The sequence below is a fragment of the Chitinophaga rupis genome, assembly GCF_900109685.1.
Classification (GTDB): domain Bacteria; phylum Bacteroidota; class Bacteroidia; order Chitinophagales; family Chitinophagaceae; genus Chitinophaga; species Chitinophaga rupis.
The window spans coordinates 337,494-356,182 of record NZ_FOBB01000001.1 but is presented as its reverse complement, the minus strand read 5'-3'; the positions used below and the strand labels follow the sequence as shown (position 1 = coordinate 356,182).

The following is an 18,689-nucleotide window of genomic DNA, read 5'->3' as shown; positions in this document are numbered from 1 at the left end:
GTAACGATAGAATATAAAAAAAACACCTGCAACCGGGCAATTGCCTTAAAGCAGCAGGCCCGGTTCCAGGTGATAGCTCAAAGAACAAAAAATTTCCACATGAAAAATAAGATCATCATAGGCATGTTGCTGGCCGGAGGAATTGCAGTGGGGTTATATGCATGCAAAAAATCTTTCCTCTCACGGGATCCCATCGGGCAGCTGGGCGATGCTGACGTAGCAACCAAAAAAGGCGTGGAAGAACTGCTCATAGGCGCCTATGCGGTGCTGGATGGCAACTATAACGGTTTTAACTGGCAGGCCTCCTGTACCAACTGGGTATACGGCAGTATTGCCGGTGGCGATGCGCACAAAGGTTCTAACGCCGGTGACCAGGCAGATATAAATCCCATTGAAAGATATGAGGCATTATCTACCAACGACTTTTTTAATGTAAAATGGAAAGCCGTTTACGACGGGGTAGCCCGCACCAATAACGTGCTAAAAGCACTGGCAAAGGCCGATGTATCCGATGCGGACCGTGGCCGTATACGGGCAGAGACCCGCTTCCTGCGCGGTTTTTATCACCTGGAAGCTAAGAAGATGTGGAACAACATCCCGTATGTAGATGAAACAGTTGATTATGTAGCCAACAACTACAAAGTAGCTAACACAGAAGATGCCTGGCCTAAAATAGAAGCCGATCTGAAGGCCGCTTATGATAGTCTGCCGGCAATAATGGCACAGGTAGGCCGCGCCAATAAATGGGCCGCTGCCGCTTTCCTGGCTAAAGCCTATATGTTTGAGAAAAAGTATGCAGAAGCCAAACCGCTGCTGGAAAGTATCATGGCAAACGGCACAAATCCCAAGGGCGTAAAATATGCCCTGGCCGCCCGTTACCAGGATAATTACAATGCAGATACCAAGAACGGCCCGGAATCCATATTTGCTGTACAGGCGTCTGTAAATGACGGTGGTCAGGGAAACAACTCCAACCCCGACCAGATCCTGAACTTCCCCTATTCTGATAAAGGAGCCCCCGGCGGCTGCTGCGGATTTTTCCAGCCCACACAGGAGCTGGTGAACTCTTTCCGCACCGCAGGCGGACTGCCGTTGCTGGATGGCACCTACAATGCCAACCCTGTAAAAAGCGATATGGGCATAGCTGCCGACAAGCCCTTTACCCCGGATGCAGGTCCGCTGGATCCGCGCCTGGACTGGACAGTAGGCCGCAGGGGTATTCCCTACCTGGACTGGGGCGCACATCCCGGCATCTCCTGGATCCGCGACCAGTCAAACGGTGGCCCTTACTCACCTAAAAAGAACGTGTATTACAAATCACAGGAAAAGGTGCTTACAGATGGTTCCTCCTGGACCAATGGCCTCACCGCCATTAACTACATCCTCATACGCTATGCAGATGTAATTTTGTGGGCCGCAGAATGTGAGGTAGAGATCGGTTCCCTGGAAAAAGCCCGGGAATATGTGAACCTCATCCGTGAGCGTGCTGCCAACACGAACGGCTGGGTAAAAAATGCAGCCGGTAATGCACCCGCCGCTAACTATGTAATAAATGAGTATGCAACCCCCTGGACCGATAAAAATGCGGCCCGTAAAGCAGTTCACTTTGAAAGGAAGCTGGAATTTGGAATGGAAGGCCACAGATTTTTTGATTTAGTGCGCTGGGGAGAGGCAAGTTCCACTTTAAATGCTTATATTGCATACGAAACGACAATAATGAGCCTGTTAAAAGGCGTTAAGTTCACTGAACCGAAAAATACTTATTACCCGATACCGCAGCGGCAAATTGATTTGAGCGCGACCAATGGGGTCTCCGCTCTGAAACAGAATCCTGATTATTGATCAGGTTTTAGAATGGCGGAAGGAGAGGCACTTGTGCCTCTCTTTTATTTCTACCTGGTTTATATAAGAATACCACAAGAACAGATACCTACAACACACATTACAAGAGAACAAATTTCACCGGACAATGAAAGCGCCTAAACAATTAGGCTGGTGCATGTGGATGTTATTATTTACTGTAGCCTGTACGCATACACCTGTCCTGTTTGAGCAAATAACCGCATCCCGCTCAGGGATTGATTTTGCAAACACCATAACGGAAAGTGACAGCCTGAATGTGCTGAACTTTGAATACATCTATAACGGTGGCGGCGTGGCCATAGCCGATTTTAATAAAGATGGCAAACCCGATGTGTTCTTTACCGGCAACATGGTGCCCAACCGTCTATACCTGAATGCCGGCAGTATGCATTTTAAGGATATTACTGCCAAAGCAAACGTGAATGTGCCCGGCCGCTGGAATACCGGCGTATCAGTAATTGATATTAATAACGATGGCTGGCCCGACCTCTACGTGTGCGCTGCTATGAAAAAAGACAGCGCCAGCCGGCAGAACATGCTGTTCGTGAACCAGGGCCTGGATAAAAACGGTACACCGGTGTTTAAGGAAATGGCACAGGAATACGGCGTTAACGATGCCGGTTACTCCATTATGGGCGCTTTCTTTGATTATGATAATGATGGTGACCTGGACCTCTATGTGCTTACCAACCAGATAGATTCCGCACACTTTCCCAGCAAATACAAACCCCGCCACCTGGACGGCAGCAGCCTGAATACAGACCGCCTGTACCGGAACGACTGGAACGATTCCCTGCATCATGCCTACTTCACCAACGTATCCAAACAGGCCGGTATTCTCATAGAAGGTTATGGCCTGGGCATAAACATTACCGACATTAACCACGATGGCTGGAAAGATATTTATGTAGCCAACGACTATCTTTCCAATGACATCTTATACATCAACAATCATAACGGCACCTTTACAGACCGTTCTGCCACCTACCTGAAACATACCGCCTACTCCGCTATGGGTACGGATGTTAATGATATTAATAACGACGGCCTGGCCGACATCATTAGCCTGGATATGCTGCCGGAAACCAACCTGCGCCGGAAAATGATGATGAATGCCAACAATTATTTCACCTACATCAATAACGATCAATACGGCTACGAATACCAATACCCGCGCAATATGCTGCAGCTGAACCAGGGCCTTGTACCCGGTAAGGACAGTATACCCGCCATAGCCTTCAGCGATATTGGTTTTATGGCTGGCATAGCAGCCACAGACTGGAGCTGGACACCCATGGTAACAGACTTTGATAACGATGGGTACCGGGATATTGTGATCACCAACGGCTTTCCGCGGGATATTACAGATCATGATTTTGTATCCTTCCGCGCAACCGCCACTCCTTATGCCTCTACTGAATTTATGCTGGAGCAGCTGCCCCGGGTAAAAGTGCCTAACTATGCCTTCCGCAATAACGGGAACCTTACTTTTTCCAATGTTACTAAACAGTGGGGCATGGAAACACCCACCTTCTCCAATGGCGCTGCCTATGCAGATCTGGATGGAGATGGCGACCTGGATTATGTGGTCAATAATATAAACGATGTAGCCACGGTGTACGAAAACCATAGCAACGGGCAGCCCCATGCCGCACACTGGTTACGCGTACAGTTCAAAGGCCCTCCGGGCAACCGTCTGGGCCAGGGCGCCTGGGTACAGGTAAGGGGAGGTAACCAACAGCAACAGGTATACGAAAACACCATTTACCGCGGTTACCTCTCGTCCGTGGAAAATGTAGCGCACTTTGGTTTGGGTAGTGCAGATACGGTTACCGCCGTTAAAGTAACCTGGCCGGATGGTAAGGTGCAGGTATGGAACAACATACCCGCCAACCAGGTGTTGGCCGCAGACTATGCCAATGCAGCGCCCGCGCCGCCCGCCGCCACACCGGCCCTCAGTGCCCCGCTGTTTGCAGATGTAACAGATAGCAGCGGCATTACCTTTAAACACAAAGAATATGATTATATAGATTTTAATGACCAGCGCCTGCTGCCGCATAAATTGTCGCAATACGGTCCTGCGCTGGCCGTGGGCGATGTGGATGGCAATGGGCTGGATGATATTTTCATAGGCGGCGCCACCCAGTACAAAGGCACTTTCCTGTTACAGCAGCCCAACGGCAGGTTTATGGAAAAAGACCTGCTCCCAGGCCTGGCAGACAGCAAGGCTGCAGAAGATATGGGTTGCCTGCTGCTGGATGTGGATGGCGATAATGACCTGGACCTGTACATAGCCAGCGGCAGCTGTGAGAACAAAGCCGGTAGCCTTAGCTACCGCGACCGCTTGTACCTCAACAACGGCAAAGGCAGTTTTACAGAAGCAGCGCAGGCCCTGCCCGCCATTTATACCAGTAAATCGTGCGTAAAGGCCGCAGATTTTGACCGGGATGGTGATCTGGACTTGTTCATTGGCGGCAGGGTAGAACCGGGCAAATACCCCGCTCCCGTTAGCAGCTACCTGCTCAGGAACGATACGCACAACGGCGCCGTAAAATTTACAGACGTTACTGCTCAGGCAGCGCCCGCCCTGCAGCACCTGGGCCTGGTATGTGATGCCCTGTTTACAGATTATGATAATGATGGCTATACCGACCTGCTGCTGGCAGGGGAGTGGATGCCGCCCGTATTCCTGCACAACAATAAACAGGGCCGGCTGCTGCCCGCTAAAACCGGGATGGAAGCAGAAACCGGCTGGTGGGGTAGCCTGGTGTCCGGCGATTTTGATAACGATGGGGATATGGATTACATAGCCGGTAACACAGGCCTCAATACTTTATACAGCGCAAGCGCACAGGAGCCGGTATGTATGTACGCCGCCGACTTTGACAAGAACGGTAGTTACGATGCTATACCCACCCTGTTCCTGCCGGATAGTATGGGCCGCCGCCGGGAATTTCCTGCCCATACCCGGGATGACCTGATCAAACAAATGATCATGATGCGGGCGCGTTTTCCGAAGTATCACGATTTTGCAGTAGCCACTATCCAGGATATTTTAAAACCGGAGGAATTAAAAGATGCCCTGCAGCTAAAGGCCACCAACCTGCGCTCCTGTTATTTTGAAAATAAGGGTAACGGCCGTTTTACCTGCAGCCCGCTGCCTTTGCAGGCACAGGTAGCGCCCCTTTATGGCATGGTGGCCGCTGATGTGAATGGGGATGGTAACCTGGATGTAGTGATCAATGGAAATGATTTTGGAACAGAAGTATCTGCAGGCCGTTATGATGCGCTGGATGGGCTGGTGCTGCTGGGTAATGGCAAAGGAGCTTTTTCACCCATGGATATACGCAGCAGCGGTATTTACCTGCCTGGTGATGGTAAAGCCCTGGTACAATTACAGGGACCGCACGGGCAGCTGCTGCTGGCAGCCTCCCAGAACCAGGGACCGTTAAAATTGTTTAGCAGCCGCAAAGCTGCGCGCTTACTGCCTTTGCAAAGTAAAGATGCCTGTTTAACGGTGCATTACGCCAACGGGCACACGCAAAAGCAGGAGTGCAGCTACGGGCAGGGTTTCCTGTCGCAGTCCGGCCGTTACGCAGCATTTACGGCGCCGGTAACAACGGTGGATATTACGGATTTCAGCGGCCGTAAAAGAACGGTTAGCCTGCCGTAACACCGGCAAACATTGTAGTAAGTAAAAGAAATTCCACAGTGCAACGTATCATTCATATAAGTATCCTGTTATGGCTTGCCGCGCTTTCTGCGTGTAAGCAGCCGGCGCCTGCACCCAAGGCTAATCCTGCGCAGCTGCAGGATCCGGAGGTAATGCATGCTTCCGTAAAACGGTTAACAGATGTAATTGTGTACGATATTTTTTCACCCCCGGTAGCCAGCCGTATCTACGCTTATTCCTGTTTGGCTATGTATGAGGCGGCACGGTATAACGAGCCTGCATACCCCTCACTGGCTGCGCAAATGTGGGCGTTTGCACCCATGCCGCAGCCGGAAAAAGGTAAGCAATACAACTTTCTGCTGGCCGGCGCCCGCGCCTTTGAGGTAATAGCGCAAAAAGTTACTTTCTCAACCGACTCGCTTAAGCTGTTTGAGCAGCAGCTCTACAGCCGCTTTAAAGCAGCAGGGTTAAATGATACCATCTTTAACAACTCTGTTGCTTTTGGAGAAGCCGTTGCCGCCAAAGTGCTGGAACGCGCTGCCAAAGACAATTACAAGGAAAGCCGCGGTTACCCGCGTTACACCGTACCCCGGCAAAAAGGCACCTGGCAGCCTACGCCGCCGGATTATATGGATGCGGTAGAGCCTTACTGGAGCAGCATTCATCCTTTTATGCTGGATACCTGCAGCCAGTTTAAACCCCTGCCCGCCAATAAATATAATGAGGCAGATACCACCTGCCGTTTTTACCGGGAAATGATGGAAGTGTACCACACCTGTACGCATTTGAGTAAAGAACAAATAGCTATTGCCAGCTTCTGGGACTGCAATCCCTACGTAATGCACCATACCGGCCACGCTATGTTTGCCACTAAAAAAATTACCCCGGGCGGCCACTGGATGGGTATTGCAGCCATTGCCTCCCGGCAGGCCAAAGCAGGGTATGTACAAACCGCACAAGCCTATGCATTAACCGCCGCTACTTTACTGGATGCCTTTATTGCCTGTTGGGATGAGAAGTACCGCAGCAGGGTTATACGTCCGCAAACGGTCATAAACCAGCTGGTAGATCCCGGCTGGGAGCCGCTGTTACAAACACCGCCTTTCCCGGAATATACCAGCGGCCATAGCGTAATATCCGGCGCAGCAGCCGTTACACTTACCCGGCTGTATGGCGATAATGTAGCCTTTGCAGACACCACGGAAGTGGAATACGGCGCCGGGCAGCGTAACTTTACTTCGTTCACACAGGCCGCAAATGAAGCCGGTATCAGCCGTTTATATGGCGGCATTCATTACCGCTCATCTATAGAGAACGGGTTACAGCAGGGCCGGAGCATTGGCGCATTCATTGTACAGAAAATGCAGGTACACACCCCCGGCGCAGTGGTAGCGCAAAACGCCACCACCTCCCCGCAGGCCGGTATACACAAGGCTAAACGGTAGATCCTGACAGGTACTGTCATACCAGGCATTCATTTTCATGCACCTGCTCCCAGGCGGGCATCTCGGGCGCCGGCCGCAACCGGAACTACTACGCTTCGGACAGCTTTCTGCTTTCACCTTTCCGCTTTTTTATCCGTTCATCAAATTCTGCTATCTTTATCCCCTTGATCATCTATTTTTCGCGATCAGAATACAGGCGCAATGGAGCAACCATATGACTATGACAGAGATAAGGTGAGCGCTTATCTATATGCCATTATTGAGCAGCACAGCACAGATCAGGCCCTTGCCTGGCTGGCGCAACGCAGTAAAGTGCTACAGGATTCAGCATCCGTACAACAGTTTAATCTCACCTTTAGCGCTATCCCGCGTTTTACGGGGAAAGAGATTGTTACGTTATCTGCCGGTACTATCCATGAGTTACAGGAAACCGCTCATGGATTTTTCGTACAGGGCTATACGTTAGACCGGCTGGCGCGTACCTGGTGGTTATTACAATGGCCGGCAAATGACCGGGTTAATTACGTACAAACCATAGAAGGGCTGTTTAATGCCGCAGAAATGAATGAGCTGGTAGCGCTGTATGGTGCGCTGCCCCTGCTGCCCTGGGCGCAGGAGTGGAAGCTGCGCACTTCAGAAGGCATCCGCTCCAATATAGGTACTGTGCTGGAAGCTATTATGCTGCACAATACATACCCGGCCCGGTACCTGGATGAACCGGCCTGGAACCAGCTGGTGCTGAAAGCATTTTTTACAGATAAAGCCATACATGATATTATAGGGTTGGATGAGCGGGCCAATGCAAAGCTGGCCGCCATTCTTATTGATTATGCGCATGAGCGCTGGGCTGCCGGCCGCCCGGTAAATCCCATGCTCTGGCGCCTGGTAACCCGTTTTATTGATGATGCCAATATGCCGGATATACAACGGGTATGGCATTCCGCAGAAAATATTGAAAAGGAAGCCGCTGCCCTTACCTGCTATTATTCCACGTATGCCCCCGCCCGCGCACTGTTGCAGCAGGCACCGGTGCTGGAGCAGGAAATAAAGGAAGGCCTGTTAAGCTGGGGCCGGGTAGCAGCAAAACAAGTGAACTAAAAAAGAGATTTTCCATGTGTTATAGTCATCAGTTATCAGAAAAGGACCTGCAGCCATTATCCGTGCTGCCGGATTACCTGGAGCATATTAAGGGAATGCGTTTCTTTGATCCGCATGTGCATATGACTTCCCGTACTACAGACGATTACCAGGCCATGGCAGATGCCGGGGTCACCGCAATCATAGAACCTGCCTTCTGGCTGGGACAGCCCCGCACCGGGGTAGATACCTTCCGTGATTATTTCAGCAGCCTTATTGGCTGGGAAAGGTTCCGGGCAGGCCAGTTTGGTATAAAACACTATTGCACCATAGGCCTTAACTCCAAGGAAGCTAATAACGAAAAGTTAGCAGAAGCCGTAATGGAAATACTGCCCCTTTTCATTTACAAAGAGGGGGTAGTGGGCGTGGGTGAAATTGGTTTTGATGACCAGACAGCCCTGGAGGAAAAGTATTACCGCGCCCAGCTGGAGCTGGCTAAGGAAGCCAATTTACCCGTACAGATCCATACGCCGCACCGCGATAAAAAACAAGGTACCCAGCGCAGCATGGACATTGCCATAGAACATGGCCTGGATCCCTCCATGGTGATCGTAGACCATAATAATGAGGAAACCGTAAAAGAAGTGTTAGACCGCGGTTTCTGGGCTGCATTCACTATTTACCCCTTTACTAAAATGGGTAATGAGCGCATGGTGGAAGTGGTAAAACAATATGGCAGCGAGCGTATTATGGTTAATTCTGCGGCAGACTGGGGTATCAGTGATCCCCTGGCAGTTCCAAAAACAGCAGCATTAATGCACGAAAGTGGTATTGACTTGCATGATATTCATTTGGTAACTTACCGGAACGCTATAACAGCCTTTGCCCAAAGCGGCCAGATTAACGAAGCCGACTTTGAAAAGGTGAAAACAGTAGATCAGAGTGAAAAATTTAACGGAAGCACAGTGCTAAGAGGCGGCCAGCAGCCGCGGATGGATAGGAACGCTATGCGGATCCGCTAACGTAAAGGATTGTATGGAGAAAAGATTTATTGATAAAACCCCTATATCCGGTGAGTAGTTATATACTTAGCAAATCGTTGGGTTATTTGAAGTTGGTGCGACCAGCCAATTTGTTAACCGCAGTGGCAGATATACTGGCGGGAGTAGCTGTTTCCGGTTTTTTGCACAAAGCATATACAAACTACCTGGATCTATTACCCGTAGCCTGTTTGTGCCTGGCCACTGTAGGCCTGTATGGCGGCGGCGTGGTGTTCAACGATGTATTTGACGCATCCCTCGATAAAATTGAACGGCCCGAAAGACCCATTCCCAGCGGGCTGATAACAAAAACACAGGCAGTGATACTGGGTAGCTACCTGTTCCTGTTAGGCATACTGGCAGCATTTACCGTAGGCCGTGCCGCCGGTTACATAGCACTTGCCATTATGGCTTCCGCGCTTATTTATAATAAGTGGGGCAAACACCTCAGCTGGGGGCCGGTGAACATGGGCCTGTGCCGTGGCCTGAACCTGCTGCTGGGCATTAGCTTAATTGAACCTGTATTACAACATTATACCTGGCTGGCCGTAATACCCGTTATTTACATTGCAGCGGTAACCGCTATCAGCCGGGGAGAGGTGTATGGCGGCAGTATTAAAACTTTGCGTATAACCGCTGTGTGTTATGCATTTGTATATGGCACTATCGGGGTATTAGCCGTGGCTAACAATCATTTATTACCGGCGTTACCCTTTTTAGTATTAATGATCGTAATGATCAATGCGCCCCTGATCCGTGCCATGAAAGATCCCAGCGGGCCTAATATCGGCAAGGCTGTTAAAGGAGGCATTCTTGCCCTTATAGCCATGGATGCTGCCTGGGCAGCGGCTTTTGGTTCCTGGCCATATGCATTGCTGATCTTATTGCTGCTGCCGTTATCGGTACTATTGGCAAAAGCCTTTGCGGTAACCTGATAAATGTGCAAATGATAAATATGCAGATATGCAAATGAAGCGCTCCGTGAAAACAGTCACTGCCTGCCTGCACGTTTGCACATCCGCACATTAATCAACCCAATAGCACATTCTCTCTCATCTGCACATTAGTTTAATCCAGCAGCCCTCTTCGTATCGCTTCCTTCACCAACCCGGCCGTATTTTTCACCGCCAGCTTCTGGGTCAGGTTCAAACGGTGCGTTTCTACTGTGCGCAGGCTAATGAATAGCATATCCGCTATTTCCTGGTTGGAATGTTCTTCCGCTATTAGTTTCAGTATTTCTTTCTCCCGGCGGGTCAAAGGTATTTCGTAGCTGTTCCTTTTCTGGCCGGTCAGCACTTCATTCAGCAGGCTTTGTTTCAGGGAATCATCCAGGAACTGTTCGCCTGCATGTACCTTTTCAATGGCGGTTACTAAAGTAATGGGATCGGTGTTCTTCAGCAGGTAGCCGGCTGCCCCATTGCGCAGCATTTGTTTAATGTAATGCGTTTCCATAAAGCTGCTAATGGCAATCACCTTAATATCAGGATATGCTTTGTATACCTGCCGGCAAAGCTCCATCCCATCCATACCGGGCATTTGTATATCCAGTAACAGCACGTGGGGCGGGTTGGTGCTAAGACCGTTAAGTAATTGACCCGGGTCAGTGGTCTCGTAAACAACGGAAATATGCGCGTAGGGCGCCAGCATAGTTTTTATGCCATTGATCACCAGTAAATGATCATCAGTAATGGCCACTTTAATCTGCATATAGTTTTAAATTATGGCTACACTGTAAACGGGTTACTTAATACGGAAGGCTTACCGTTTACAGCTAATTATTAGTTATAATGCTTACGTCAAATTCAATGTATGCTGTGGTACCCTGCCCGCTGGCCGCATCAATGGCAATGTTACCATTCAGCGCCCGTATGCGGGACTGCAGGCTAATAAGGCCATTGCCATGCTGCTGCACATGCTGTTGGTTAAAGCCTACGCCGTTATCCTCTACCGTAATGGCCAGGGTTCCGTTGTGCTGGGTTAGCTGCACCAGGGCTTCGCTGGCCTTTGAGTGTTTGATAATATTGTTCACCAGCTCCTGCACAATGCGGTAAACTGATAGTTCAAAGTTGGGCTTAAACCGGCCAATATCCCCGTTAGTATAAAAGCTTACCTGCAGTGTGCCGGAGTAGCTGATGTTCTTACAAAATGTTTGCAGCGCATCTTTTAGCCCCAGCCGGTACAGGGTTTCCGGCATCAGGTTATGAGCGGTTTTTCGTATATCCGTAATGGCGTCATCCAGCAGGCCAATGGCATGGGTATACGCCGGGTTCTGTTTTAATACTTCCTGGTTTTGCCGGATAGCGCTGAAGTGCATTTTTACGGCAGACAGCAGCCCGCCCACCCCATCATGCAGATCTTTGGACAGGCGCACCCTTTCCTTTTCCTCCCCCTGCATCAGGGCTTCCAGTACCTGCACGGTTTTTTCCTTTTCCAGTGTTTGCAGCTGTTGTGCCTGCAGCTTATTCCGTTGCCGGTAGCGGTACCAGAACAGGAAGGCCAGCGCCGCTAACAACCCAATGGCCAGCAGGAAAATGGCCTGCCACTTGGCTTTGGATGCCAGCTCCAGGTCTTTTTGTGTAAGCAGCAATTGCTTTTCTGCAAGTGCTTTATCTTTCTCCGCCGTTTGAAAAGCTATTTCCAGCTGATGCACCTGTTTGCGGGTGCTGGCGCCTAACAGCGTATCATTCAGCGCCTCATATTGTTTACGGTATTGCAGGGCCTGCGCCGGCTGGTTCAGCGCTTCTTTTATTTCCGCCGCTGTTTGGTAGGTTTGGCGCAATTCATCATTAGCCTGCATACGTTGGGCCAGTGCAATGGTAGCGGCAATCACCCTATCTGCTTTAGCTGCCTGCCCGGTTTTCAGCAGCTCCTGCCCAAAGCCCAGCTGTGCGTATAAGCGGTAGTCCTGGTCCTCATAAGTGTCTGTAATGGCCATGGTTTGCTCATACTGGCGCAAGGCCTTCTGGTGTTGGTTCAGGTCAGAGTAAATGCTGCCGGTATTGATCAGCCCATCCATTACCAGCGTACTGTCGCCCAGGTAACGTCCCAGCTGTATCACCTCCTGGTAGGCGGCTATTGCCTCGGGAATGTGTTTTTGCCGGGTAAGGGCCCCGCCCAGGTTCACCAGCGCAGCCGCAATACGGGCGGTATCTTTAAGGGCCCGCGACAATGCAAGGGCACGGGTGGCGTACAGGTGGCTCTTCTCATAATCCTCTGTATTAAAAAATACGGAGGCCAAGTTATTATATAGCTTGGTCAGCTGTTTGGTGTTCTTGTGTTTTTCAGCCAGCATTATGGCCAGTAAGTAATAGCGGGCAGCCTCCGGAAAGGCGCCCATATTATGATACTCATTGCCGATATTATTGTAAGCTCCCAGCAGGTTGGGCTCATCTTTCAGTGCTTTAAAAATAATAGCCGCCTGGCTTACCAGGTGCAGGGCTTTGGCATACTCCCCGCGCTGGTTCAGCACAAATACATAATAGGATGTAAAGATACCCACGCCGCGCTGGTAGCGCATTTGCTGCGCCAGGTGCAGGCCTTTCCGGTAAAAGAAGGCCGCGCTGTCCAGCTGTTCCGGGTAATACAGGTCACCATACTGAAAGCAGGCTATAACACTGTTGGTATCAGCCGGCTGGCGTTGCATGATACGGTATAAGCTGTCTTTATGCAACGGTTGCTGGGCACGGGCATAAGATCCCGTGAAGCAGCATAGCAGTATGTAAATAAAAATCCTGTTCATACCTGTGATCTTGGTGTTGGCGTACCCCACAATATGCACCGGAGCGCTATTGCAACAAATTATGTGTACGAAAAACCTACAGCTTTGTTACAGGGTTAACAGTTGGGTAGTAGTGTTTTAAATGTATTGTCCGGTGCAAAAATCGTTATTTCAGTTTAGATGCACAAGAGGGAACAGTGCTGATCTTTTACGTACTAATACGTAACACGGAAATTGGGGATTACTACGCTTATGGGCCCGCTGGAAATCCGCTTACTTTACAGCCTGATGGATCTAGTCTAATCTCTGCATATAGATAAGAGGCACATGTAATGCCCTCAAAACACCCGGCCCCGGTATTTACCGGGGCTTTTTACCGTTAAAATAATTGCGGCGCCCGCCCCGGCTAATTTTAGATATTTTTGTACTTTGATACTTTAATTTATTCAACAGAAAGGAGTTTGGGAGATGCAGATCAGCAATTATATCCAGCAGTCATTCCAGGTAAACTATGCTTACCGGGTTTTCTTTACCCATCATATTTTCAGCCCAGATAATAATACACTGTCGGCCTACCTGCAGGAGCAGGCCAGCCCCTATTATCAAAAGCGGTTGCTGGTAGTGGCAGATGAAGGGGTATGGCAGCAGCATCCCTACCTGCAGCAGCAGGCAGGCGCTTACCTGCAAAATGTACCCGGTTTTGAGCTGGCCCCGGAGATCATTATTATTCCCGGTGGGGAAGCCGTGAAGAATGATGAAGCGCTGTTTTTCCGTTTGGTTGATGCCATTGACAAATATGCCATTGACCGCCACTCCTTTGTAATAGGCATTGGCGGCGGCTCTGTACTGGACCTGGTAGGTTTTGCCGCAGCAGTATCGCACCGCGGGGTGCGGCATATTCGTATACCCACTACCGTATTATCGCAGAACGATTCCGGCGTAGGGGTAAAGAACGGCATTAACTATAAAGGCAAAAAGAATTTCTTAGGCGCTTTTGCACCACCCGCCGCCGTATTCAACGACGCACATTTTCTAACCACCCTGGAAGACCGTGACTGGAACGCCGGTATGGTAGAAGCGGTAAAAGTAGCGCTGATAAAAGATGCCGCCTTTTTTGAGTGGATGGAACAGGAAGTAACAGCCCTGGCTAACCGTGATATGGAAGCCATGCAACAGCTGGTATACCGCTGTGCAGAGCTGCATTTAAGCCATATTGGCGGCGCAGGTGATCCGTTTGAAAGCGGCTCATCCCGCCCGCTGGATTTTGGCCATTGGAGCGGGCATAAGCTGGAGCAGCTTACCAACTTTACCTTGCGCCATGGCGAGGCGGTTGCCATAGGTATTGCATTAGACAGCGTATACACACAGCTGTTAGGTTGGCTGGATAAGGATGCAACAAACCGCATCCTGCACTTATTGCAGCAAATGAACCTGCCCATTTATCATCCCCTGCTGGATATGCAGGCCGGCGACACATCGCCGGTAATAAAAGGGCTGGAAGAATTCCGTGAGCACCTGGGTGGCCGCCTTACTATTTGCCAGCTCAAAGGCATTGGTTATGGTGCAGAGGTGAATGATATGAATATAACACTGTTGCAACAGGCCGGTGAAATACTTAAAAAGCTATCAGCAGCTGGCGAATAGTATAATATACGTACCTAAGTAAGCATCAAAAGAACTGTAACTATGCAAACACCTTACGGTCATCTTACCTACTGCACTAATATACACCCCGGTGAAAGCTGGGACGCGCATTTTAAACAGCTGCAGCTGCATATACCATTGGTAAAAGCAGCCTTAAGCCCGGATCAGCCTTTTGGTATTGGCCTGCGCCTTTCCAATAAAGCCAGCCTGGAGCTGAGTAAAGAAGCCGCCCTGCAGGAGTTTAAAGCCTGGCTGCAGGAGGAGGGCTGTTATGTGTTTACCATGAATGGTTTTCCTTATGGCGGCTTCCATAACGTAAAAGTAAAAGACCAGGTGCATGTGCCCGACTGGACCACCGGCGACCGCGTAACCTATACCATTCGCCTGTTCCGCTTACTGGCAGCGCTGTTGCCGGAAGGTATGGAAGGCGGGGTATCTACTTGCCCCTTGTCTTATAAATTATGGAACCGCTGTGCAGAAGAAAAGGCATCCGTTACAGAAAGCGCTACCTTAAACCTCCTGTTAGTGGTAGAGCAGCTGGCTCGTATACGCCGTTCCGGCGGGCCTTTGCTGCATATAGATATAGAGCCTGAACCGGATGGCATGCTGGAAAATTCGCGGGAATATATTGACTGGTATTTTCAGCAGCTGATGCCCGCAGGCATTCCTTTCCTGTCAGATAAATTAGGCGTAACGGAAGAAGCAGCAGCCCTGATGCTCAAAGATCATGTGCAGCTGTGTTACGATGTTTGCCACTTTGCGCTGGCCTATGAGCAGCCGGAGGCCGTGTTGAACAGCATGCGGCAGCATGGCCTTAAAATAGGTAAGCTGCAAATAAGCGCAGCGCTGAAAGCCTTACTGCCGGCAGCCGGCAGCCAGGAGCGCGCCAATGTTATAGATGCCTTCCGCACCTTTAATGAGCCCACTTATTTACACCAGGTAATAGCGCGTACCGGTAACGGCTACACGCATTATCCCGATCTGCCGGAAGCGCTGGCCGATGCACAGAACCCGCAGGTGCAGGAATGGCGTTCGCATTTTCACGTGCCGCTGTTCATAGATCATTATGGTTTACTGTCAGCCACGCGGGAAGATATTCAGCAGGTGCTGGCCCTTCAGCAAACGCAGCTCTTCACCACCCACCTGGAAGTGGAAACCTATACCTGGGACGTATTACCGCCGGATCTGAAGCTGCCAATGGACCAGTCTATAGCACGTGAGCTGGCCTGGGTACAACAACAGTTGGAATTATAAAGCATTCATTATAGCTTTGTTGAGGATTTGTAAGTACGGTCATATCAATGTTCTATGAGAAAAACAGTAGTGTTGGATGTAGTAGGGCTGTCTACATCAGTAATCGGCAGGCATACACCATTTTTACAGCAATATGTACAACAGCATCACCTGGCTACGGTAAAGCCCATGTTACCCGCCGTAACCACCGCAGTTCAAAGCACCTATGTAACCGGTAAATGGCCTGCGGAACATGGTATTGTTGGCAATGGATGGTATGACCGGGAAGATTGTGAAGTGAAGTTCTGGAAACAATCCAACAAACTGGTACAAAGCGAAAAGATCTGGGAAAAGGCCCGCCGCCTGCAGCCGGATTTTACCTGCGCAAAAATGTTCTGGTGGTACAATATGTACTCCACGGCAGATTACTCTGTAACTCCGCGCCCGCAGTACCTTTCAGACGGGCGTAAAATGCCGGACTGCTATGCGCATCCCGCCTCTTTAAGAGATCACCTGCAGAAAGAGCTGGGCCAGTTTCCGCTGTTCCAGTTCTGGGGGCCTGGCGCCAACATAAAATCCACGCAATGGATAGCAGATGCATCGCAGGTAACAGATAACCTGTACGACCCAACGCTTACGCTTATTTACTTACCCCACCTGGATTACTGTCTGCAAAAATTTGGACCGGATGAAAGTAAGATCAGCAACGAGCTGCAGGAGATAGATAACGTGTGCAAACAGCTGGTTACCTTCTATGAAAAGAAAGGTGCGCAGGTGATCCTGTTATCAGAATATGGTATTAACCCGGTGAATAACCAGGTACACCTGAACCGCATATTACGGCAGGAGGGATTGTTGCAGATCCGCGAAGAAAGAGGCCTGGAGCTGCTGGATCCCGGCGCCTCAAAAGCCTTTGCCGTAGCGGATCATCAGATAGCGCATATTTATATCAATGACCTGGCCAGCGCCAAAAAGGTGCGGAATATTATTGAAAATGTGCCGGGTGTGGCACAGGTGCTGGACCGTGAAGGTAAGCGTAAACACCAGCTGCACCACGAGCGTGCCGGTGATTATATACTGGTAGCAGACAGCGATAGCTGGTTCACGTATTACTATTGGTTAGATGATAATAAGGCGCCGGACTTTGCGCGCATTGTAGATATTCACCGCAAACCCGGTTATGATCCGGTAGAAATGTTCCTGAACCCCGCGGACCCGCTGGTGAAAGCAAAGATCGTAGGTAAGCTGCTGAAAAAGAAAATGGGCTTCCGCTACCTGATGGATGTTATACCGCTGGATGCTACGCTGATCAAGGGTTCGCATGGCGCTTTGCCGGCAGATAGCGCCTATCACCCGGTGCTTATTACTCCGCAGGCGCTGAACAAAGAGCAGCTGGTAGCAACAGATGTATATGATGTGATCTGGAATACCATGCAGTAACGTATTATTGTCCTATACCATGTCCTACACCACAACGGTGTAGGACAAACAGATGCTCACCATCCCTTTAAACCCAAACCCCTTCCTCACTGTTAACTATAATCGCACGCTCATCACTAATTATTTGCATTTCTATGCTTTGTTCCCTTATTTTATACTTTATGCAACCGATTGTAGTTGCGGAGATCATCCTAAAAAAATACACGTAATGAAAAGACGAGATTTCTTGAAAACCGGTACCATGGCAGGCATGGGCGCTGGTCTTACCTACCTGAACTTCCCGGTGTTCGGCCAAAAAGCCCCCAGCAATAAAGTAGTACTCGCTGTAATGGGTGTAAACTCCCGTGGTAGCTGGCTGGCCCAGGTAGCCGCTAAGTTGCCCGGTGCAGAAATTGGTTATATATGCGATGTGGAGGACGGCGCCATTGATAAAGGCCTGAGAGCCGTTGCCCGCACCGGGCAGCAGCGTAAACCCGAAGTAATTAAAGACATCCGCAAGCTGCTGGAGAAGAAGGATTTTGATGCGCTGATGGTGGCCGCTCCTGACCATTGGCATGCACCCGCTGCTATTATGGCCTGTGCAGCCGGTAAACATGTGTATGTAGAAAAACCTTGTAGCCAGAACGGGAATGAAGGGGAGCTGCTGGTACAGGCAGCCCGCAAGCATAGCCGCCTGGTGCAAATGGGCAACCAGCGCCGCTCCTGGCCAAATTTACAGCAGGCCGTAAAAGAGGTGAAGGAAGAAGGTATTATCGGTAAGGTATATTATGCCCGTGGATGGTACGTGAATAACCGCGCGCCCATTGGTATTGGTAAAAAAATTGCCGTACCCGCCACCCTGGACTGGAACCTATGGCAGGGCCCTGCGCCGCGTAAAGATTACCTGGATAATATAGTGCATTACAACTGGCATTGGCGCTGGCATTGGGGCACCGGCGAAGTTTGTAATAATGCCACGCACGAGCTGGATTGCATGCGCTGGTTCATGGGGGTAGAGTTTCCCACCAAGGTAACCTCTGCCGGCGGCCGTTATGCCTACCCGCCGGATGATTGGGAAACACCGGATACCCAAACCATCAACTTTGAATTTGAAGGCGGCAAGTCCATTTCCTGGGAGGGCCGTAGCTGTCATCCTTTTGAGCTGGAAGGCAGTGGCCGCGGTTTCGTTATTTTTGGCGATAAGGGCAGCCTGTATAACTCCGGCGGAGATAGCTATAAGATCCTGGATACTAAAGGCAAGCTGGTAAAAGAAGTAAAACAGCAGGATGCGCAGCAGAATGTGACCAATACCGTTAGTCCGGGTGGTGAGTTCCTGGATGGCATTCATATCAACAACTTCCTGGAAAGCATTCGTGGTAAGGCTAAGCTGAATTCAGACGTTGAAACCGTGGGGCATCCGTCAGTAGTACTCTGTCATTTGGCTAATATTGCGCAGCGGGAAGGGCGTGTGTTACACTGCGACCCTAAGAACGGGCATATCCTGGAAGATGCCGCAGCGGCTAAGCTGTGGGCCAGAACATATGAGAAGGGCTGGGAACCGAAAGTATAATCCCATT

General features: G+C 50.1%; 12 protein-coding genes. 10 read left to right on the top strand and 2 right to left on the bottom strand.

What is annotated here, in order from left to right; all coding sequences use genetic code 11:
- Positions 1–99: 99 nt before the first annotated feature.
- From BMZ54_RS01340 to eboC, 6 genes are all read left to right on the top strand, one after another.
- On the top strand, positions 100–1,842 hold the full coding sequence (locus BMZ54_RS01340; protein WP_089906354.1) for a RagB/SusD family nutrient uptake outer membrane protein: 1,743 nt from the start codon (positions 100–102) through the stop codon (positions 1,840–1,842).
- Positions 1,843–1,969: 127 nt separating this feature from the next.
- On the top strand, positions 1,970–5,536 hold the full coding sequence (locus tag BMZ54_RS01335) for a VCBS repeat-containing protein (RefSeq protein ID WP_089906353.1): 3,567 nt from the start codon (positions 1,970–1,972) through the stop codon (positions 5,534–5,536).
- Positions 5,537–5,574: 38 nt separating this feature from the next.
- A complete protein-coding gene (locus BMZ54_RS01330) occupies positions 5,575–6,981 on the top strand; it encodes a vanadium-dependent haloperoxidase (RefSeq protein WP_202909108.1) in 1,407 nt (468 codons plus the stop codon).
- 201 nt (positions 6,982–7,182) lie between these two features.
- Positions 7,183–8,079: an EboA domain-containing protein gene (locus BMZ54_RS01325; protein WP_089906352.1), complete on the top strand. Its 897-nt coding sequence runs from the start codon at positions 7,183–7,185 to the stop codon at positions 8,077–8,079.
- A gap of 14 nt (positions 8,080–8,093) precedes the next feature.
- Positions 8,094–9,080 carry a TatD family hydrolase gene (locus BMZ54_RS01320; protein WP_089906351.1) on the top strand — a complete coding sequence of 329 codons (987 nt, stop codon included), beginning with the start codon at positions 8,094–8,096 and terminating at the stop codon, positions 9,078–9,080.
- A 95-nt stretch (positions 9,081–9,175) separates the two neighbouring features.
- Complete coding sequence (gene eboC, locus BMZ54_RS01315; protein WP_089908188.1) at positions 9,176–10,033, top strand: UbiA-like protein EboC; 858 nt, start codon at positions 9,176–9,178, stop codon at positions 10,031–10,033.
- Positions 10,034–10,166: 133 nt separating this feature from the next.
- On the opposite strand, the gene BMZ54_RS01310 is transcribed toward eboC, so the two are convergent.
- Positions 10,167–10,805, bottom strand: a complete 639-nt coding sequence (locus tag BMZ54_RS01310; RefSeq protein ID WP_089906350.1) for a response regulator — start codon at positions 10,803–10,805, stop codon at positions 10,167–10,169.
- 64 nt (positions 10,806–10,869) lie between these two features.
- Positions 10,870–12,837 (bottom strand): tetratricopeptide repeat-containing sensor histidine kinase, encoded by a 1,968-nt coding sequence (locus BMZ54_RS01305; RefSeq protein WP_143080874.1) that lies wholly within the window; start codon positions 12,835–12,837, stop codon positions 10,870–10,872.
- Positions 12,838–13,284: 447 nt separating this feature from the next.
- Here BMZ54_RS01305 and BMZ54_RS01300 point away from each other — a divergent pair, with 447 nt between their 5' ends.
- The 4 genes from BMZ54_RS01300 (at position 13,285) to BMZ54_RS01285 (ending at position 18,682) form a co-directional block, all read left to right on the top strand.
- Entirely contained in the window at positions 13,285–14,460 is a 1,176-nt protein-coding gene (locus BMZ54_RS01300; protein ID WP_089906348.1) for a 3-dehydroquinate synthase, read from the top strand.
- Positions 14,461–14,502: 42 nt separating this feature from the next.
- Entirely contained in the window at positions 14,503–15,714 is a 1,212-nt protein-coding gene (gene eboE, locus BMZ54_RS01295) for a metabolite traffic protein EboE (RefSeq protein WP_089906347.1), read from the top strand.
- A gap of 54 nt (positions 15,715–15,768) precedes the next feature.
- Entirely contained in the window at positions 15,769–17,133 is a 1,365-nt protein-coding gene (locus BMZ54_RS01290) for an alkaline phosphatase family protein (protein WP_089906346.1), read from the top strand.
- Positions 17,134–17,341: 208 nt separating this feature from the next.
- On the top strand, positions 17,342–18,682 hold the full coding sequence (locus tag BMZ54_RS01285) for a Gfo/Idh/MocA family protein (protein ID WP_089906345.1): 1,341 nt from the start codon (positions 17,342–17,344) through the stop codon (positions 18,680–18,682).
- Positions 18,683–18,689 lie beyond the last annotated feature (7 nt).